The following is an 18782-nucleotide window of genomic DNA, read 5'->3' on the forward strand; positions in this document are numbered from 1 at the left end:
TTGTTGCCACGGCTTACGAGGCCGTTTCCGCCATGAGCGAACCTGACGTCAAGTCGCACAAGATCGAATTCCCCTGCGCCGATTACCCGATCAAGGTCATCGGCGATACCGTTGTCGGCTTCAAGGACATGGTGATCGAGGTCCTGAGCAAGCATGCCAAGGTCGACCTCGCCACTTTGGCCGAACGCCAGAGCAAGGAAGGCAAGTACACCACGGTGCAGTTGCACATCGTTGCCGAGAGCGAAAATCAGCTGCACGATATAAACAGCGCCCTGCGTGCCACCGGCATCGTGAAAATGGTGCTCTGATGTCCCTTTGTCTCGGTTTTCGCGAGCTTGGCCTGCAGCCCTATGAACCGGTGCTGGAAGCCATGCGTCGCTTCACCGAGCAGCGTAGCCCGGACAGCCAGGATGAAATCTGGCTGGTAGAGCACCCCGCGGTTTTCACCCAGGGCCAGGCCGGCAAGGCCGAGCACCTGCTGGTACCGGGCGATATTCCGGTGGTGCAGACCGATCGGGGTGGCCAGGTGACCTACCACGGCCCCGGGCAACTGGTTGCCTACCTGCTGCTGGACGTGCGCCGCCTTGGCTTTGGTGTGCGCGAACTGGTCAGCCGCATCGAACAGACGCTGATCGAGCTGCTTGCCAGTTACGGTGTCAGCGCTGCGGCCAAGCCCGATGCGCCGGGTGTCTATGTCGACGGAGCGAAAATCGCCTCCCTCGGCCTGCGAATCCGCAATGGCCGTTCTTTTCACGGCCTTGCTCTGAACGTGGACATGGACCTTGCGCCATTCCGCCGAATCAACCCCTGCGGGTATGCGGGGCTGGCCATGACCCAGCTGCGTGACCTGGCAGGCCCGATCGAACTCGACGAGGTCAGGACAAGGCTGCGCGGACAGCTGGTCAAGCACCTCGACTATGCTGAGCAGACGACCCTGACGGGCGGAATCGACTGAATATGACAACTGTGCAAGAAGCCGTGCCGAACCTGATACCTACCCAGGATGCCACCCCGCGCCCAGCGCCGAAGAAGGTGGAAGCTGGGGTCAAGCTGCGTGGTGCCGACAAGGTGGCGCGCATTCCGGTGAAGATCATCCCTACCGATGAGCTGCCCAAGAAACCCGACTGGATCCGCGTGCGCATCCCGGTTTCCCCTGAGGTAGACCGCATCAAGCAACTGCTGCGCAAGCACAAGCTGCACAGCGTGTGCGAAGAAGCTTCCTGCCCGAACCTGGGTGAGTGCTTCTCCGGTGGTACCGCCACCTTCATGATCATGGGCGACATCTGCACCCGTCGCTGCCCGTTCTGCGATGTCGGCCACGGCCGGCCGAAACCGCTGGATGTGGACGAGCCGAAAAACCTGGCTGTTGCCATCGCCGACCTGCGCCTGAAGTACGTAGTGATCACCTCGGTGGACCGCGACGACCTGCGCGACGGTGGTGCCCAGCACTTCGCCGACTGCATCCGCGAGATCCGCGCGCTGTCGCCGGGCGTACAGCTGGAAACCCTGGTGCCGGATTACCGTGGCCGGATGGATGTGGCCCTGGAGATTACCGCGCAAGAGCCGCCGGATGTTTTCAACCACAATCTTGAAACCGTACCGCGCCTGTACAAGGCCGCACGTCCCGGTTCGGACTACGACTGGTCGCTGGACCTGCTGCAGAAGTTCAAGCAGATGGTGCCGCACGTACCGACCAAGTCTGGCCTGATGCTCGGCCTGGGCGAGACGGACGAAGAAGTGATCGAAGTGATGCACCGCATGCGTGAGCATGACATCGACATGCTCACCCTCGGGCAGTACCTGCAGCCTTCGCGCAGCCACCTGCCAGTGCAGCGTTTCGTGCACCCCGACACCTTCGCCTGGTTTGCCGAGGAAGGCTACAAGATGGGCTTCAAGAACGTCGCATCGGGCCCGTTGGTGCGTTCGTCCTACCATGCCGACCAGCAGGCTCACGAAGCCAAGATCAAGCTCTGATCCTGGTTTGAGCCGTACATGCCGATGCACGCCGAAAGGCGGCATCGGCATTTTTGTTTTTGTGCCCAGCGCTGCAAGGAGTTGCGATGAATTGCGCCGAAACGTTTGAACACCGCCTGCCCGCCGCGCTGCCGGACAATGCCTGCTTTGCCATTGTCGCTCCGGCCGGGCCGGCAAGGCTGGATGCGCAAAAGGCTGGCCAGTGGTTTGCCGAGCGCGGTTATCGCTGCCGTATCTACCCTGGAGTGGGGCAGGCCGAAGGCTATCTGGCGGGCTCCGATCAGCAACGGTTACAGGATCTGCACGATGCCTTCGCTGACCCGACCATCGACGCAGTCCTGTGCATGCGCGGTGGCTATGGCAGCATGCGCCTGCTCGATCAGCTCGACTTCGACCTGATCCGGCGCAACCCCAAGCCGCTGATCGGCTATAGCGACATCACTGCGCTGCACACGGCTATCTATCGTCATAGCGGCTTGATCAGCTTTCATGGAGCGATGCTCAACGCTGACCTGCTGGGTGCCAAGCTCGCACCGACCGAGTCGTCGCTGATGGCGCAGTTGAGTGGGGCGCTAGGGGAGGGTGATGCCATCGTGCACCCGGCTGAATTCGTCTTGAATTGCGTGGTGCCTGGTGTTGCCAGGGGGCGTTTGCTGGGCGGCAACCTGTCGATTCTGGGGGCGACCCTGGGAACACTGGCGCAGATCGATACGAAGGGCTGCATCCTGTTCATCGAGGACGTCAATGAGCCGCTTTACCGGGTGGACCGGCTGCTGACCCAGTTGCGTCTGGCAGGCAAGCTGGCGGGCGTGAAGGGGGTGCTGGTGGGGGATTTTGCCGGTATCACCGTGGCGGCGTTGACGCCCCTGTTGCTGGACATCTTCGCGCCGTTGGGTGTGCCAGTGCTGGCCGGGTGGCGCAGCGGGCATTGTGACCCGAACGTGTGTTTGCCGCTGGGGGCAGAGGTGGTGCTGGACAGCGAGGCGCGGAGCCTGGTGTTGGCGCAGGATTTGTTCAAGGGGTGAGATTGTCGGGGCCGCTTTGCGGCCCATCGCGATACGAGGCCGCTCCTACAGGGGGATGAGCAGGAGCGGCCTTGTGTCGCGATGGGGCGCAAGGCGCCCCCGGCATTATCACCGTTGACGCAGGCTATCGAGCAACTTGTGCGTCGGGTACCCATCTGCTGGCCACCCAAAACCCTGCTGCGCATTGCGAATGGCCTTGCGCGTATTGGCACCGATGATGCCATCGGGGTTGCCCGCATCATGCCCATTGGCGTTGAGCAGGTTCTGCAGCTCCATGCGCTCGCTGCGGCTCAGCGGCAGGTCTTCCTTCGGCCAGCTGCCTGCGATGAAGCCCCAGCCCGAGAAACGATCGCCCAGCAAGCTCACGGCCAGTGCATAGGACGATGAGTTGTTGTACTTGAGAATGGCGCGGAAGTTGTCCAGCACCAGGAATGCTGGGCCACGGGCGCCGGCCGGCAGCAGCAGGGCTGCGGAAAGTTCGTTGCTGCCCATCGGCAGTTTGGTGCCCGCCGGCAGTTTCACACCCAATTGCAACCACTCACTGACGGGCTTGCGCAGCGCGCCATCGGCCAGCCAGAAGTCGAAGCCTGCAGGTACCTGAACCTCGAAGCCCCATGGTTGCCCGCGCTTCCAGCCGGAGCTTTGCAGGTAATGCGCAGTCGATGCCAAGGCATCCGGAGTGCTGTTCCAGATATCGCGGCGGCCGTCACCGTCGAAGTCCACTGCATGGGTGTTGTAGGTGGTGGGGATGAACTGGGTCTGGCCCATGGCGCCGGCCCAGGAGCCACGCATGGCCTCTGGCTGAATGTCACCATGCTGGATGATCTGCAGCGCGGCAATCAGCTGATCCTGGGCAAACTGCGGGCGGCGGCCTTCATACGCCAGGGTCGCGAGTGAGCGAATTACCGACTTGCTGCCTTGGAACTGGCCAAAGTTGCTCTCCATGCCCCAGACCGAGACCAGGACCTGACGGTCTACACCATAGCGCTGTTCGAGGCGGGCCAGCAGCTCGGCATTCTGCTCAAGCAGTTTCTTGCCGTTTCGCACTCGCAGTGGCGACAGCGCTCCTTCCAGGTATTCCCACACCGGGCGGGTGAATTCGGGCTGGCTGCGGTCTGCCTTGATCACATCCATGTCCGGCGTCACGCCAATGAACGCGCGGTCGAAAGTGCTTGCCGAGATACCAGCCTGCAGCGCTTGCTGGCGGAAGCCGGCCTGCCATTGGGCAAATGTTTGCAGCGGCTGAATTTCAGTGCTGACGTCGGGCGTGGCGCTGGGCAGAGTCACTACCGGCGCGGGCTGGGCGGGGGCCAGCGGCAGGGCGTCGGCGGCGGTGGGCTTTTCCGCGCAGGCGACGAGCAGGATTAAGCTGGAGGCCGCGAGCAGCTGGCGGGATTTCCAGCGAGGGGTAAGACTGAAGGGCATGCACAGATCCAGAATTTCAGGTCAGGTGCCGACCATATCATGCCTGCGCTTTCGATGCTTTCATGCGGCCAAAAAGTAAGAAGCCTCCCAATCTCTCGATTGGAAGGCTTCGCGGCGGTAGCTGCCTTTGCCCTTGTCCGGTCGCTCCTGGCGGCAGCGGAACAAGGGTTGGGCGACGATGGATTTGGCCTTGTTGGGGCCGTGCTTCTTCGGCTTTTTGCTCATGGCGGAATTCCCGGGGCGGGTGGGTTTCGGGGCGGACTCTAGGCCTGTAGAGAGGCCGGGGCCAATTGATTGTGTCAATGGTTTGAAATACCGGGGCTGCAAACAAGCTCCCAGTATTTGAGTCACTCAGGCGGTAGAGCCAACCGCTGCCCGGCCATGAGCAATGACAAGCGTGACAGCCCGGTCCATGGTGACCCCACGGCTTGCCCCTTGATCTGTGCATCGATGCGCTGGGCATCCTGCAGCAGCTGCGCCCAGCGCTGCGCCGACAGGCGCTGCAGGGCTTTGCTGACCAGCGGCCGGCGCTTGTCCCATACCGGTGGGCGGGCCTGGCTGAAGGCCTTGTCCAAGGGCACACCCTGGCTGAACTGCTGCGAAAGCCCCGCGAGCAGACGCAGTTCGCGCGCCAGGGCCCAGAGAATCACAGGTGGCTCCACGCCTTCACCGCGCAGGCCTTCGAGCATGCGCAGGGCATGCGCAGCTTCGCCATTGAGAATGGCATCGACCAGGCCGAAGACATCGAAGCGCGCGCTGTCGGCAACGGCCGCCTGCACAGTGTCTACGGTGATCTGGCTGCCGTCGGCGAGCAGTTTGAGCTTTTCGATTTCCTGGGCAGCAGCCAGCAGGTTGCCTTCGACACGTGCGGCAATGAGGTCGACCGCATCACGCTGGGCCGAAAGGCCGGCCTGTGCCAAACGCTGGTTGATCCACTGCGGCAACTGCTGGGCATCCACCGGCCAGATCTGGATGAACTGGCAATGGCTGCCCTCGATCAGGGCCTTGCCCCATTTGGTCTTCTGCGCACTGCCATCGAGTTTGGGCAGGCTGACCAGCAGCAGGGTGTCCTCGGCAGGGTTGGCGCAGTATTCCATCAGCGCCGCTGCGCCTTTGTCACCAGGCTTGCCCGAGGGCAGGCGCAGTTCCAGCAGCCGGCGTTGGGCGAACAGGGACAGGCTGGCGCCCGCCTGCAGCAGGGTGCCCCAGTCGAAACTGGCGTCGGCGCTGAACACCTGGCGCTCGTCAAAGCCCTGCTGACGCGCAGCATTGCGTATGGCGTCGGCGGCTTCCTGGCACAGCAGCGGATCGTCGCCACTGACCACATAGACCGGGGCCAGAGCGCCTTGCAGGTGCTTGTTGAGTTGGGCGGGGGCGAGCTTCATCGGAAACAGGCGGGGCACCGGAGTGCCCCGCACGGGCTTAATTGCCCGGAATTTCCAGCGGCGATTGCTGCGGCGTTTCCGCCTGCTGGCTGCGCGCGGCCTCCAGTGCGGCGGCTTCGGCCTTGGCGCGTTCGTCAGCTTCGCGCTGCAACTGGTCCAGCTGAGGCGGCGTCAGCATCTGCAGGCGCACGACCATGGCGTTGACCAGGTCGCGGCGCATTTCTTCGCGGGCAACAGTGGCTTCCTGGTCGGAACCGGTGATGTTGCCGCCGTCGCGTACATAGATTTTGCGCACTTCCAGCTTGTCGCTCATCAGCTCCAGGTTGTTCAGGCCAAGGATGCTGTAGCTGAGCACTGTGGTCAGTTCGTACTCGGCAGATTGGTTGCTGCTGGCGTAGGACGCTGCGCGCTGGGTTTGCTGTTCGTTGGTCAGTACCAGGCGATACGGGGCGCCGGTGTGCACATTGACGCCGCTGCGCTCCAGTACTTCGCGCAGTTGAGTCACGGTCGGGCCGTAGGCATCACGTGCACTGACGTCCATTTCCTTGACGCTGAGCTCGGAGGTGCCGGTGCCGCGCAGCTGGAAACCGCAGGCGCTGAGCATGATGGCCAGGCCCAATACCAGCAGATTGCGTTTGATCATGTTGTTGCTCCCTTGTGGGCCGATACCGCCCACCCGCACTGGCTGCAGGTGGGCGTTGCCATCAGTTGGCGACGATGTTGACCAGCTTGCCTGGCACTACGATGACCTTGCGGATGGTCAGGCCATCGATGAAGCGCAGGACATTTTCGTTGTTGCGGGCGGCGGCTTCGATTTCTTCGCGGCTGGCGGCTGCAGGCATTTCTACCTGGCCACGCAGTTTGCCGTTGACCTGGACCACCAGGGTGACGGTGTCCTGCACCAGAGCGCTTTCATCGACAACTGGCCACCCAGCATCGATAACCGCTTGCTCATGGCCCAGCGCCTTCCACAGTTCGTGGGAAATGTGCGGGGTGATCGGGGCCAGCAACAAGGTGACGGCCTCCAGGCCCTCTTGCAGCAGCGCACGGTCTTGCTCGGTGCCCTGGGGGGCCTTCTCCAGGACGTTCATCACGGTCATCACCTGGGCGATGGCGGTGTTGAACTTGTGGTACTGGCCCACATCGGTGCTGGCCTGCTTGATCGCGGCGTGAATTGCACGGCGGATGACCTTCTGCTCGTCGTTCAGCGTGGCGAGGTCCAGTTTACCCGGCAGGCCCTGGTTGACGTGGCCCTGGGCCAGGCGCCAGACACGACGCAGGAAGCGGCTTGCACCTTCGACGCCAGAGTCCGACCATTCCAGGCTCATGTCGGGCGGCGAGGCGAACATCATGAACAGGCGGCAGGTGTCGGCGCCGTAGGCTTCGATCATCGACTGCGGATCGACGCCGTTGTTCTTCGACTTCGACATCTTCTCGGTGCCGCCGATTTCCACCGGCAGGCCGTCGGTCTTCAGGCGTGCGCCAATGATCTTGGCCTTGGCATCGCGCTCGATTTCGACGTCGGCCGGGTTGAACCAGTCCTTGCCACCGTTGCTGGCGACGCGGTAGTAGGTATCGGCGACCACCATGCCCTGGGTCAGCAGGTTCTTGAACGGTTCATTGGAGGTGACCAGGCCTTCGTCACGCATCAGCTTGTGGAAGAAGCGCGCGTAAAGCAGGTGCAGAATGGCGTGTTCGATGCCGCCGATGTACTGGTCGACCGGCAACCAGTGGTTGGCTGCTTTCGGATCGACCAGGCCCTTGTCGTAGTTCGGCGAGGCGTAGCGGGCGAAGTACCAGGACGACTCGACGAAGGTGTCCATGGTGTCGGTTTCACGCTTTGCCGCGGCGCCGCATTTCGGGCAGCTGCACTCGTAGAACTCGGGCATGCGCGCCAGTGGCGAACCGGCGCCGTCCGGCACCACGTTCTCTGGCAGGGTGACCGGCAGCTGGTCTTCCGGCACCGGCACGTCGCCGCAGGACGGGCAGTGGATGATCGGGATCGGGCAGCCCCAGTAACGCTGGCGGCTGATGCCCCAGTCGCGCAGGCGGAACTGGGTGCGGGATTTGCCCAGCTCCTTGCGGATCAGGGCCGCCTCGATGGCATCGAAGGCACCAGCGAAGTCCAGGCCGTCGAACTCGCCGGAGTTGATCAGCTGGCCGTGCTCGCCGTAGGCCGCCTGCCATTCGCTGCCGACTTCGTCGCCGGCGCTGGTGCGCACCACAGCCTTGACCGGCAGGTTGTACTTGTGGGCGAACTCGAAGTCGCGCTCGTCGTGGGCCGGTACGGCCATTACGGCACCGTCGCCGTAGTGCATCAGCACATAGTTGGCGACCCATACCGGCAGCTTTTCACCGCTCAGGGGGTGCTCGACCAGCAGGGAAGTGGGCATGCCCTTCTTCTCCTGGGTGGCCATGTCGGCCTCGGCAACGCTGCCGCTCTTGCACTCGTCGATGAATGCCTGCAGCGCCGGGTTGCCCTGGGCGGCCTGGGTAGCCAATGGGTGCTCGGCGGCAACGGCAACGTAGGTCGCGCCCATCAGGGTGTCCGGACGGGTGGTGAAGACTTTCAGCGTACCTTCGTGGCCGATGCTCGCCTGATCGTACGGGAACTGTACTTCCATGCCGCGCGACTTGCCGATCCAGTTGCGCTGCATGGTCTTGACCTGCTCAGGCCAGCCCGGCAGCTCGTCGAGGCTTTCCAGCAGCTCGTCGGCGTAGTCGGTGATGCGGAAGTAGTACATGGGGATTTCGCGCTTTTCGATCAGCGCGCCCGAACGCCAGCCGCGGCCGTCGATGACCTGCTCGTTGGCGAGCACGGTCTGGTCGGCCGGGTCCCAGTTCACGGTACCGTTCTTGCGGTAGATGATGCCTTTTTCGAACAGGCGGGTGAACAGCCACTGTTCCCAGCGGTAGTAGTCCGGCTTGCAGGTGGTGACTTCACGTGCCCAGTCGATGGCAAGGCCCAGGCTCTTGAGCTGGGTCTTCATGTAGTCGATGTTTTCGTATGTCCACTTGGCCGGGGCGACGTTGTTTTTCATCGCCGCGTTTTCCGCTGGCATGCCGAAAGCGTCCCAGCCCATCGGTTGCAGGACGTTCTTGCCCAGCATGCGCTGGTAGCGGGCAATCACGTCGCCGATGGTGTAGTTGCGCACGTGGCCCATGTGTAGCTTGCCGCTCGGGTACGGGAACATCGATAGGCAATAGTAGGTGTCTTTGCCTGGCTGTTCGGTAACAGCGAACGACTGTTGCTCGTCCCAGAAATGCTGGGCGGCGGCTTCGATATCACGGGGCGTGTATTGTTCGTGCATGGCTACTTTTGGCTGAGAGAGAAGAGACCTTGTTCCAGGCAGCGGAACCTCGCTGCGTCCGGCACTCCGGTGTCGTGAGAGTGAACGCCGTAGCATACAGTAGCGCCGCGCATCGTGGGAAACCCTGATTGCGAATGGCCGCTGGTCGCTGCATCGGGCTGCTTTTCGAAGCGGCGCTAAGCTCAGGTGTGGGGGGAGATATTCTTTATCTTCAATGAGGTGAACGGATGGGAGAGACGCAGCTACCCGCAATCAAACCGGAGCTTTACGAACGCCTGATCGACCGTCTTGGCCTGGCCCTGGAAGTCGCCAGAACGTCGGTACGATTGCGCGACGAGATGCCAGCCGAGCTGGAGTTGCGTGGCCTGAGCCATGCAGAGTTCGAAGTGATCAAGGCTTACCTGGACTCGGTCCCGGAACGCCGTAATGCCTGCGCCGGTAGTTACCCGCATGCGGAACCGACATCGGCGAAGATCATCTGGCTCAAGGACAAGAAACGCCCCGCCACGACGGCGACACCCAGGACGCTGCCACATCGCTAGCCGTTCAGGGCGCCCGGCGCAGGCCATCGCGCCCCGGTAATTCAACAAACACTTCACTCGATCGGCGCCGGCAGCGCACTTGTTGACCGGCGCCGATCCTCATAGGCTGCACGCCTGCCAAGGAGGTGTAGCCGATGCCGATTCGATTTTTCATCAAACAATGGTTGATGCCGCCGGGCATCCTGTTCCTGCTGTTGCTGGCGGCCTGGTGGTTGCGCGCCCGGCGCCCGCGCCTGGCGGCGCTGTGCTTTGTGCTGGGGCTGGGTGGGTTGTGGTTGATGAGCCTGCCGCTGGTGGTGCAGCACGGTGCGCGCCTGCTGGAAACCGAGCCCCCGCTGGCATCCGGCGATTGGGCCAGCCTGGCGCGCAGGGCGGATGCCATCGTCGTGCTCGGCGCAGGGCGTGAGCGCGGTGATCCGGCCTGGGGCGGTGAGGACCAGCCCTCGGCAACGGCGCTTGAGCGTATGCGCTTTGCCGCGCGACTGGCCAAGGCTTCGGGCTTGCCGGTGCTGACCAGTGGTGGTTTGCACTACGGTACCCCGCCGAGCGAGGCGCGGCTAATGGCGGATCGGCTGCGTGAAGATTTCGCTGTCGAGGTCAAATGGAAGGAAGAGGCCAGCCGAACTACGTGGGAAAATGCCCAATTCAGCGCGCAATTACTCAAGCCACTGGGTATTGGGCGTGTGGTGCTGGTGACCCAGGCGTGGCACATGCAACGTTCGCGCTGGAGCTTCGAGCAGGCCGGGTTTGAAGTGATACCGGCGCCGATGGGGTTCCTTGGGCGGGACCATGCGCGGCCGTTTGCCGGGTTGCTGCCGGAAAGCCGGGCGATGTGGCAGAGCGGGCAATTGCTGAATGAAGCGGTAGGGTTGGCGGGGTATCGGTTGTTCTATTGATTCAAGAGAGCACTCGAGCCCGTGGAGCGGCCTTGTGTCGCGAAAGGACTGCGCAGCAGTCCCAGGATATCTGTGGCGCCGCTGATATCCTGGGGCCGCTTCGCAGCCCATCGCGACACAAGGCCGCTTCTACGGCCTGATCAGACGGTTTTGGCTATGCGCCCCGCCAGCAATGCCCAACCCAGCAGCAAGGCACAGACAATCGCCAGCGGCCACGAGCGCCATTGCAGGTACGGCGTCAGTTGCTGCATCGGTACCACTTCGCCATACAGCACGGCCCGCTGGAACTGCGGAACCTGGGCCGTAATCCGGCCAAACGGGTCGATCAGGGCGGTGACGCCGTTGTTGGTGGCGCGGATCATCCAGCGGCCGGCTTCCAGCGCGCGCATCTGCGCCATCTGCAGGTGCTGCAGCGGGCCGATCGAGGTGCCGAACCAGGTGTCGTTGCTGATGGTCAGCAACAGGTCGCTGCGCGCCGCCAAGCCCGCAGCGAACTCGGGGTAGACCACCTCGTAGCAGATGTACGGGGCAATCTGGTAACCCTTGGCCTGGAGCAGTGGCTGGTCCTCAGGGCCGCGGGCGAAGTCCGACATCGGCAGGTTGAAGAACTCGATCAGGCCGCGAAGCATGTCCTGCAGTGGCACGTATTCGCCGAAGGGCACCAGCTTCTGCTTGAGGTAGGTGCCATCGCCTTCGCCTGTCACGGTCACGCCGTTGTAGTAGCGGCGTTGCTGATGCACCACTTCGCGCACCGGCACGCCGGTGATAAGTGCCGAATGCCGGTCGGCGGCAAAACGCCCCATCACGTCGATGTAGCCTTGGGCCTGGTCCTTGAGGATCGGCACGGCTGTCTCTGGCCAAACCAGCAGATCCACCGGTTTTGAGCTGAAGCTCATGTCGCGGTACAGCGCCAGTTGTGCATCGATGTGCGCCGGGTCCCATTTCAGCTCTTGTTCGACGTTGCCCTGCAGGGCTGCGACCGTCAGGGGGTCGCCAGCAGGCTTGGTCCAGGCGTGGTCTTTGAGGGCCATGCCGACAACCCAGGGGGCCAGCAGCAACAAGGCTCCCACGGCAAGGAACGATGGGCGTGCACGCAGGCGGTGCAGGTTGCACAGCAGCGCCGCGCTCAATGCCAGGGCGAAAGAGATCAGCCACACGCCGCCCAGCGGCGCCAGGCCAGCCAAAGGCCCGTCCAGTTGGCTGTAGCCGGCATAAAGCCAGGGGAAGCCGGTCAGGAACCAGCCTCGGAAAGCCTCTTGCAGCAGCCACAGGGCGGCAAAGCACAGCGCATCGGCCAAGGGGGCTTCATTGCGGCGCAGCCAGCGCGCCCACAGCCAGGTGGGCAGGGCAAAGAACCAGGCAAGGGCGGCGAAGAACGCCACCAGCAGCACGATCGCCAGCAGCGGCGAGGCGCCGCCGTAGGTGTTCATGCTGACGTAGATCCACCAGGTGCCGGCCCCGTACAGGCCAAACCCGAACCACCAGCCGCGCCACATGGCCTGGCGCGGGGTGAGCTCGCGCAGGCCGAGGTAGAGCACCGCGATGGACAACAGGGCCAGCGGCCAGATGTCGAATGGCGCCAGGGCCAGAAGGGTAGAGGCGCCGGCCGCCAAGGCCAGCAGGTTACCGGGCCAGCCGGGGCGGGTGATCCAACGCATGTTTGTCCTTAGCGGGTGATCGGGGTCAGGCGCAGCAAGTGTATCCGCCGGCTGTCGGCATTGAGAATACGGAACTTGTAGGGCCCGATCTCAGTGGTCTCGTTGCGCTTGGGCAGGTGGCCGAAAGCGCTCATCACCAGGCCGCCAACCGTGTCGAACTCATCATCGGAGAACTCGCTGTCGAAGAACTCGTTGAAGTTCTCGATCGGCGTGAGCGCCTTGACCAGGAAGTCGCCGCTGGGCAGTGGCTTGATATAGCTGTCTTCCTCGACATCATGCTCGTCTTCGATGTCGCCGACGATCTGTTCGAGCACGTCCTCGATGGTGACCAGGCCCGCCACGCCGCCGTACTCGTCGATGACGATGGCCATGTGGTTGTGGTTGGCGCGGAACTCGCGCAGCAGCACGTTCAGGCGCTTGGACTCGGGCACGAACGTGGCCGGGCGCAGCAGGTCCCTGATGTTGAAGCTGTCGCCGTTCTCTTTGAGGATCAGCGGCAGCAGGTCCTTGGCCAGCAGGATCCCGAGCACATCGTCATGGCTTTCGCCGATCACCGGGTAACGCGAGTGCGCGGCGTCGATGACGGCCGGCAGGAATTCGCGAGGTGACTGGGTAGCCTTGATGCTGATCATCTGCGAACGCGGCACCATGATGTCGCGTACCTGCAGGTCGGCGACCTGGATGGCGCCTTCGACGATGGTCAGCGCTTCGCTGTCGAGCAGCTTGTTCTGATGGGCTTCGCGCAGCAGCTCGAGGAGCTCCTGGCGGTTTTTCGGCTCATGGGCAAAAGCCTGGGTCAGTTTACCCAGCCAGGACTTCTGCCCGTTGCTCGATCGATCTTCGCTCATGGCGGTTCTCGTGATCCTTGCAGTATCAGTGTGTGATTGAATCGTTTTCATCATCGGCATACGGGTCGGGGTGACCCAGTTCTGCCAGCAATTCCCGTTCCAGCGCTTCCATTTCCTCGGCCTCATCGTCTTCGATGTGGTCGTAGCCAAGCAGGTGCAGGCAGCCGTGGATGACCAGGTGCGCCCAATGCGCTTGCAGCGATTTGCCCTGTTCGGCAGCCTCGCGCTCGACCACCGGCACGCAGATAACCAGGTCGCCCAGCAGCGGGATATCGAGCAGTTCATCGGGCACATCGGCCGGGAACGACAGCACATTGGTCGCGTAGTCTTTGTGCCGGTAGGTGTGGTTGAGCTCGCGGCCTTCGGCTTCGTCGACCAGACGGATGGTCATTTCCGAGTCGGCGCTGCGCTGGCGCAAGGCCAGTTCGCACCAGGCGCGCAAAGCGGCATCGTCAGGGGTGGCGGCATCCGTGGCGCGCTGCAGGTCAAGTTCAAGCATCTTTGCCGGGCGCCTCGGGCTTGGCCTGGCGGGCATCGAAGCGGTCATAGGCCTCGACAATGCGCTGCACCAGTGGGTGACGAACCACATCTTTGGGTTGGAAGTGGGTAAAACTGATACCCGGAACGTCCTTGAGCACCTCGATCACATGAGCCAGGCCCGACTTGGTGCCACGTGGCAGGTCGACCTGGGTGATGTCGCCGGTGATCACCGCAGTGGAGCCGAAGCCGATACGGGTCAGGAACATTTTCATCTGCTCGAGCGTGGTGTTCTGGCTCTCGTCGAGGATGATGAAACTGTTGTTCAAGGTACGGCCGCGCATGTAGGCCAGCGGGGCGATCTCGATCACCTGGCGCTCGATCAGCTTGGCCACGTGCTCGAAGCCGAGCATTTCGTACAGGGCGTCGTACAGCGGGCGCAGGTACGGGTCGATCTTCTGGGCCAGGTCGCCAGGCAGGAAGCCAAGCTTTTCGCCGGCCTCGACCGCCGGGCGCACCAGCAGGATGCGTCGCACCTGCTCGCGCTCCAGGGCATCGACGGCGCAGGCCACGGCCAGGTAAGTCTTGCCGGTACCGGCCGGGCCTACGCCGAAGTTGATGTCGTTGGCCAGGATTTCCTTGACGTAGCGCTGCTGGTTGACGCCGCGTGGGCGAATGTTGCCCTTGCGCGTGCGCAGGGAAACGCTGACCTCGTTGACTGCCGGGTTATCGATGTTCTCGACGGTCGACTCCTGCAGGTACAGGTGCACGGTTTCCGGCGACAGCTCGGTGGCCTTTGCCTCGCGATAGAGGCGGCGCAGCAGTTGCTCGGCAGCAGAGGTTGTCTTGGGTTCGCCGATCAGCTCGAATTGATTGCCGCGGTTGCGGATTTCGATAGCCAGGCGTTGTTCGATCAGGCGCAAGTGCTCGTCGAACTGGCCGCACAGGTTGGCGAAGCGGTGGGCCTCGAAGGGTTCGAGGATGAAGCGATGAGGTTGTATGGGTGCGTTCAAGGTCGTTTTTAGCCGCTCGACGGCAATAATGGTGAACTCAAGAATAACCCTTGAAGGGCAGGGGCGAAAGCACTGAAACGTTCAACGGTATCGGCGGCACAGATCAACGGGCCTGTCTGTTATGATGCGCGCCTTTTCTTACGCATGTGTTATCCCGGCAAACATGAGCAAACGCGAACCCGCCATCTATAAAGTGATCTTCCTCAATCAGGGGCAGGTCTTCGAGATGTATGCCAAACAGATCTATCAGAGCGACCTGTGGGGCTTCCTGGAAATCGAGGAATTCGTTTTTGGGGAGCGCACCCAGATCGTGGTCGACCCGAGCGAAGAGAAGCTCAAGAACCAGTTCGAAGGTGTGATCCGCAGCTTCGTGCCGATGCACTCGATCGTGCGTATCGACGAGGTCGAGCGCCTGGGCACGGCCAAGATCAGCGAAGCCAAGGGAAGTGGCAATGTGATGCCGTTCCCTATGCCGATGCCAGAGAAGTAAAGCGAGTCAGGGGAGCGGCGAGAACGGCGTGCGCCCTTCGGCGCTTTGCAGTTCCAGCAGGTATTTGCGGAAGATCTGGCCGAGCACCTGGGTGGCATGCTCCAGTTCATCGCGGGGCATCTGCTCGGTGACTTCGTCGGCCATGTCCAGCGCATCTTCGGCGCCGTTGACCGCCGCCATTTTCAGCAGGATATAGGCCTGTACGTTGTTGGCCTCGACCCCTTCACCATGAAAGAACATGCCGCCAAGGCGATACTGGGCTTGTGCATGGCCCTGCAGCGAGGCTTTTTCGAACCAGTCCAAGGCCATTTTCAGGTCTTTGGGGGTTTGCGCGTAGTAGTACTCACCCAGTTCGTACTGCGCCTGGGCGTCCCCGGTCGCCGCCATCTGCTCGCAAGCCTTGAGGGCGTTTTGCTGGTCCTCTGGCTGGACATTGAGCGTGCAGCGCCCCGTTGCAGGAATCAGCAACGAGTTACCGCCCTCCGCCAGTGCCAGCAGGGGCTGAAGAAGCAACAGGCAGCCCAGGGCAAGGGCGCGGCCGGTGCGGTTCATGGGGATCGACTTACCTCTGCAAAGCTACGGCCAATGTCTCTGGTGGCACATTATGGGATAAGCAGCGCCAACCTTACAAAGTTTTACTCGAATTTATGTACCGGTGGGAAAAGTTACTGGTGATGGACGGGCATTTATCGCCAGAGCTCTTCGCGGGTTTACCCGGCGAAGAGCTCTGGCCGCGCTTTACTTCAGTGCGGCAAATGCCCGCTCAGCCGCATCCAGGGTGATCTGCAGCTCCTTGTCACCGTGTGCGATCGAGGTAAAGCCGGCCTCGAACGCGCTAGGTGCCAGGTAGACGCCACCGTCGAGCATCAGGTGGAAGAAGCGCTTGAAGCGCTCGGCATCGCTGGCCATCACGTCATCGAAGGTGACGATATCGTCGGCGCCGCTGAAGTACAGGCCGAACATGGCACCTGCCTGGGTTGTCACGAACGGCACGCCAGCGGCATCTGCGCGCTGCTGCAGGCCGTCGAGCATGCGGCTGGTGAAGCCGCTCAGCTCGTCGTGGAAGCCCGGGCGGCTGATCAGCTTCAGCGTGGTCAGGCCTGCGGCCATGGCCAGCGGGTTACCCGACAGGGTACCGGCCTGATACACAGGGCCCAGCGGGGCGATGCAGCCCATGATCTCGCGCTTGCCGCCGAAGCAGCCGACCGGCATGCCGCCGCCGACGATCTTGCCGAAGGTCGACAGGTCCGGCGTGATGCCGTAGTAGCCTTGGGCGCCGCCCAGCGAGACGCGAAAGCCCGTCATCACTTCGTCGAAGATCAACACTACGCCGTGCTTGTCGCACTGCTCGCGCAGGCCTTCGAGGAAGCCAGGCGCTGGCGGTACGCAATTCATGTTGCCGGCCACTGGCTCGACGATGATGCAGGCTACGGTCTGGCCGACTTCGGCCAGGGTCTTCTCGACTGCAGCGATGTCGTTGAACGGCAGGGTCAGGGTGTGCTTGGCGAAGTCCGCCGGCACGCCTGCCGAGCTTGGCACGCCCTGGGTCAGCAAACCGGAACCGGCCTTGACCAGCAAGCTGTCGGAGTGGCCGTGGTAGCAGCCTTCGAACTTGATGATGGCGTCGCGGCCGGTGTAACCCCGGGCCAGGCGGATCGCGCTCATGGTGGCTTCGGTGCCGGAGCTGACCATGCGTACCATTTCCATGGACGGCACCAGCGAGCAGACAAGGTCTGCCATCTCGGTTTCCATGGCGGTCGGCGCGCCGTAGGACAAGCCGTGCTGCAACTGGTTGCGCACCGCGTCGAGCACCTGTGGGTGGCCGTGGCCGAGGATCATCGGGCCCCACGAACCCACGTAGTCAACATAGCGCTTGTCGTCTTCGTCGACGACATAGGCGCCTTCGGCATGTTTGAAGAACAGCGGGGTGCCGCCGACGCTCTTGAAGGCGCGGACCGGCGAGTTGACGCCACCTGGGATGTGCTTCTGGGCTTGGGCGAACAGGGATTCGGAACGGGACATGGGATCTTCTCTTGAAATCAGGAAGCGAACAGGGCGTTGAAGGCGCGGGCGCGGCGGGTGACTTCCTGCGCGCTGTCGGCACCGAACAGGCCATGGATCACCGCCAGCAGGTCGGCACCGTGGGCGACCAGCGGAGCGGCGTTGTCGAGGGTGATGCCGCCGATCACGGCGAGCGGCAGTTTGACCTGGGCCCGGGCCTGCGCGAGCAGGCCAACATCGGCAGCGGGTGCACCGGGCTTGGTCACGGAATTGAAGAAACGGCCAAAGGCGACATAACTGGCGCCTTCGCTGGCGGCCTGGGCGGCCAGGTCGAGGCTGGCGTGGCAGGTCGAGCCAATGATGGCCTGGCGGCCCAGCAGCGCACGCGCCGGGGTCAATGGGCCGTCGGTCTGCCCCAGATGCACACCGACGCCCAGGCGCGCAGCCAGTTCGGCGTCGTCGTTGATGACCAGCTCGGTGCCGTAGCGTTCGCAGAGCTTGAGAAGCGCTTGGGCTTCACGCAGTCGACGGGCGTCATCATCGCTTTTATCGCGGTACTGCAGCAGGCGCACGCCGCCTTCCAGTGCCGCCTCGACATGGGACAGGAAACGGCCGGCGAGCAGCTGGCTGTCGGTGATTGCATACAGACCGCGTAGCTTCATCAGAAAGCCTCGTATCAGGAGCAGAAGTCCAGGGGCAGGCGGCGCGGGACGAACTGGCCCTTGCCCAGCTGCTCGGCGTCACGCAGGGTGCGCCAGGTGTAGTCGAGTGCACTGCGCACGGCGCTTTGCAGGGCTTCGCCCAAGGCCAGGCGGCCGGCCAACGTGCTGGCCAGGGTACAACCCGAGCCGTGGTAGCTGCCAGGCAGGCGCTGGCAGGTCCAGGTATGACGCTGGCCATCGCGGCTGTACAGGCGGTTGTGGATTTCGTCTTCGTCGCCGTGGCCACCGGTAATCAGCAGGTGTTTGCAGAACGGCAACAATTTTTCGGCACACTCATCTGCCGTACCTTCGGGCAGTTCGGCAAGAATGCGGGCCTCGGGCAGGTTCGGGGTGGCGATGGCGGCCAGCGGCAACAGGCGCTCGCGCAGGGCATAGCCGACCTCGTCCTTGCCCAGCCGGCCACCGCCACCGGCGCGCAGCACCGGGTCGCAGACCACCGGCAGGTGCGGGTGGGCACTGAGCAGTTCGGCGACGGTATCGACCATTTCGATCGAGCCGAGCATGCCCAGCTTGACCGCGGCTACCGTGGAGTCGGCCAGTACGGCATTGGCCTGGGCCAGCACCCACTCGCGGTCGAGCACGCGGAAGTCGGAAACATTGACGGTATCCTGCACGGTCAGGGCGGTCACCGCAGGTGCGGCGTGACAGCCTTGGGCGATCAGGGCTTCGATATCTGCCTGCAAGCCGGCACCGCCACTTGGGTCGTGGCCGGATAGACAGAGGACAACGGGGCGGGAGCTGTAGGTATTCATGGTCGGCGAGCTTACCACCAAACCCTTTTGTACGGATCGTCCTACAAACGGGTTTTGTTGATCGATGGGTCAGCTTTATGCTTTTAACTTGCCTGAAAGCACTGATCTAGAGCCTTTTAAGCTTAAATCAAGATGGCCCGTTGCCAGCCTTCAAAGCTATGCTAGAGTGCTCGGATAACTCGATAAACGGGCTTTACCGGAATTCGTCGTCTCATAGGGATAGGGGGCCATTGCGACGTGTCCGGGCACGCCATGCTGGGGCC

The 18782-nt window shown here is 62.9% G+C and carries 20 protein-coding genes; 7 read left to right on the plus strand and 13 right to left on the minus strand.

Annotated elements, in window-relative coordinates; translation table 11 throughout:
* Positions 1 to 32 precede the first annotated feature (32 nt).
* The 4 genes from EGJ09_RS07055 (at position 33) to EGJ09_RS07070 (ending at position 2999) form a co-directional block, all read left to right on the plus strand.
* Entirely contained in the window at positions 33 to 308 is a 276-nt protein-coding gene (locus EGJ09_RS07055) for a DUF493 domain-containing protein (protein WP_012312556.1), read from the plus strand.
* Complete coding sequence (gene lipB, locus EGJ09_RS07060; RefSeq protein WP_012312557.1) at positions 308 to 955, plus strand: lipoyl(octanoyl) transferase LipB; 648 nt, start codon at positions 308 to 310, stop codon at positions 953 to 955. The genes EGJ09_RS07055 and lipB overlap by 1 nt, the downstream gene beginning before the upstream one ends.
* A 2-nt stretch (positions 956 to 957) precedes the next feature.
* The gene (lipA, locus tag EGJ09_RS07065) at positions 958 to 1974 is read left to right on the plus strand and encodes a lipoyl synthase (RefSeq protein ID WP_012312558.1); all 1017 of its coding nucleotides are present in this window, start codon (positions 958 to 960) and stop codon (positions 1972 to 1974) included.
* A gap of 86 nt (positions 1975 to 2060) precedes the next feature.
* Positions 2061 to 2999, plus strand: a complete 939-nt coding sequence (locus EGJ09_RS07070; protein ID WP_125923512.1) for an LD-carboxypeptidase — start codon at positions 2061 to 2063, stop codon at positions 2997 to 2999.
* Between the two features lie 108 nt (positions 3000 to 3107).
* Here the strand turns inward: EGJ09_RS07070 and EGJ09_RS07075 are convergent, their stop codons facing one another.
* The 5 genes from EGJ09_RS07075 to leuS all read right to left on the minus strand — a co-directional run bounded on the left by EGJ09_RS07075 (position 3108) and on the right by leuS (position 9120).
* The gene (locus EGJ09_RS07075) at positions 3108 to 4424 is read right to left on the minus strand and encodes a lytic murein transglycosylase (RefSeq protein WP_115273493.1); all 1317 of its coding nucleotides are present in this window, start codon (positions 4422 to 4424) and stop codon (positions 3108 to 3110) included.
* Positions 4425 to 4484: 60 nt separating this feature from the next.
* Positions 4485 to 4649: an alternative ribosome rescue factor ArfA gene (gene arfA, locus EGJ09_RS07080; RefSeq protein WP_016489355.1), complete on the minus strand. Its 165-nt coding sequence runs from the start codon at positions 4647 to 4649 to the stop codon at positions 4485 to 4487.
* Positions 4650 to 4771: 122 nt separating this feature from the next.
* Positions 4772 to 5809, minus strand: coding sequence for a DNA polymerase III subunit delta (gene holA, locus EGJ09_RS07085; protein ID WP_115275467.1), 1038 nt, complete (start codon positions 5807 to 5809; stop codon positions 4772 to 4774).
* Positions 5810 to 5846: 37 nt separating this feature from the next.
* Positions 5847 to 6452: an LPS assembly lipoprotein LptE gene (lptE, locus tag EGJ09_RS07090; protein ID WP_012312563.1), complete on the minus strand. Its 606-nt coding sequence runs from the start codon at positions 6450 to 6452 to the stop codon at positions 5847 to 5849.
* A 61-nt stretch (positions 6453 to 6513) separates the two neighbouring features.
* On the minus strand, positions 6514 to 9120 hold the full coding sequence (leuS, locus tag EGJ09_RS07095) for a leucine--tRNA ligase (RefSeq protein ID WP_046785135.1): 2607 nt from the start codon (positions 9118 to 9120) through the stop codon (positions 6514 to 6516).
* A gap of 227 nt (positions 9121 to 9347) precedes the next feature.
* On the opposite strand from leuS, the gene EGJ09_RS07100 reads away from it, so the two are divergent.
* On the plus strand, positions 9348 to 9662 hold the full coding sequence (locus EGJ09_RS07100; RefSeq protein ID WP_012312565.1) for a hypothetical protein: 315 nt from the start codon (positions 9348 to 9350) through the stop codon (positions 9660 to 9662).
* Between the two features lie 134 nt (positions 9663 to 9796).
* Positions 9797 to 10558 (plus strand): YdcF family protein, encoded by a 762-nt coding sequence (locus EGJ09_RS07105; RefSeq protein ID WP_125923513.1) that lies wholly within the window; start codon positions 9797 to 9799, stop codon positions 10556 to 10558.
* A gap of 140 nt (positions 10559 to 10698) precedes the next feature.
* Here EGJ09_RS07105 and lnt read toward each other — a convergent pair whose 3' ends face one another.
* From lnt to EGJ09_RS07125, 4 genes are read right to left on the minus strand one after another with little or no spacing between them, the layout of a single operon-like run.
* Complete coding sequence (lnt, locus tag EGJ09_RS07110) at positions 10699 to 12216, minus strand: apolipoprotein N-acyltransferase (protein WP_046785137.1); 1518 nt, start codon at positions 12214 to 12216, stop codon at positions 10699 to 10701.
* Positions 12217 to 12224: 8 nt separating this feature from the next.
* A complete protein-coding gene (locus EGJ09_RS07115; protein ID WP_046785138.1) occupies positions 12225 to 13064 on the minus strand; it encodes an HlyC/CorC family transporter in 840 nt (279 codons plus the stop codon).
* A 25-nt stretch (positions 13065 to 13089) separates the two neighbouring features.
* Entirely contained in the window at positions 13090 to 13563 is a 474-nt protein-coding gene (gene ybeY / locus EGJ09_RS07120) for an rRNA maturation RNase YbeY (RefSeq protein WP_012312569.1), read from the minus strand.
* Positions 13556 to 14554 (minus strand): PhoH family protein, encoded by a 999-nt coding sequence (locus EGJ09_RS07125; RefSeq protein WP_012312570.1) that lies wholly within the window; start codon positions 14552 to 14554, stop codon positions 13556 to 13558. Before EGJ09_RS07125 ends, ybeY begins: the two co-directional genes overlap by 8 nt.
* Before the next feature lie 163 nt (positions 14555 to 14717).
* On the opposite strand from EGJ09_RS07125, the gene EGJ09_RS07130 reads away from it, so the two are divergent.
* Complete coding sequence (locus EGJ09_RS07130; protein ID WP_039601874.1) at positions 14718 to 15044, plus strand: DUF1820 family protein; 327 nt, start codon at positions 14718 to 14720, stop codon at positions 15042 to 15044.
* A 6-nt stretch (positions 15045 to 15050) separates the two neighbouring features.
* Here EGJ09_RS07130 and EGJ09_RS07135 read toward each other — a convergent pair whose 3' ends face one another.
* The 4 genes from EGJ09_RS07135 to EGJ09_RS07150 all read right to left on the minus strand — a co-directional run bounded on the left by EGJ09_RS07135 (position 15051) and on the right by EGJ09_RS07150 (position 18519).
* The gene (locus EGJ09_RS07135; protein WP_119688210.1) at positions 15051 to 15596 is read right to left on the minus strand and encodes a tetratricopeptide repeat protein; all 546 of its coding nucleotides are present in this window, start codon (positions 15594 to 15596) and stop codon (positions 15051 to 15053) included.
* A gap of 186 nt (positions 15597 to 15782) precedes the next feature.
* Positions 15783 to 17066 carry a glutamate-1-semialdehyde 2,1-aminomutase gene (hemL, locus tag EGJ09_RS07140; protein WP_115273497.1) on the minus strand — a complete coding sequence of 428 codons (1284 nt, stop codon included), beginning with the start codon at positions 17064 to 17066 and terminating at the stop codon, positions 15783 to 15785.
* A gap of 17 nt (positions 17067 to 17083) precedes the next feature.
* Positions 17084 to 17707 (minus strand): thiamine phosphate synthase, encoded by a 624-nt coding sequence (gene thiE / locus EGJ09_RS07145; RefSeq protein WP_046785140.1) that lies wholly within the window; start codon positions 17705 to 17707, stop codon positions 17084 to 17086.
* A 14-nt stretch (positions 17708 to 17721) separates the two neighbouring features.
* On the minus strand, positions 17722 to 18519 hold the full coding sequence (locus EGJ09_RS07150) for a hydroxymethylpyrimidine/phosphomethylpyrimidine kinase (protein ID WP_046785141.1): 798 nt from the start codon (positions 18517 to 18519) through the stop codon (positions 17722 to 17724).
* Positions 18520 to 18782 lie beyond the last annotated feature (263 nt).

The organism is Pseudomonas sp. p106 (assembly GCF_003936645.1).
GTDB lineage: Bacteria > Pseudomonadota > Gammaproteobacteria > Pseudomonadales > Pseudomonadaceae > Aquipseudomonas > Aquipseudomonas putida_E.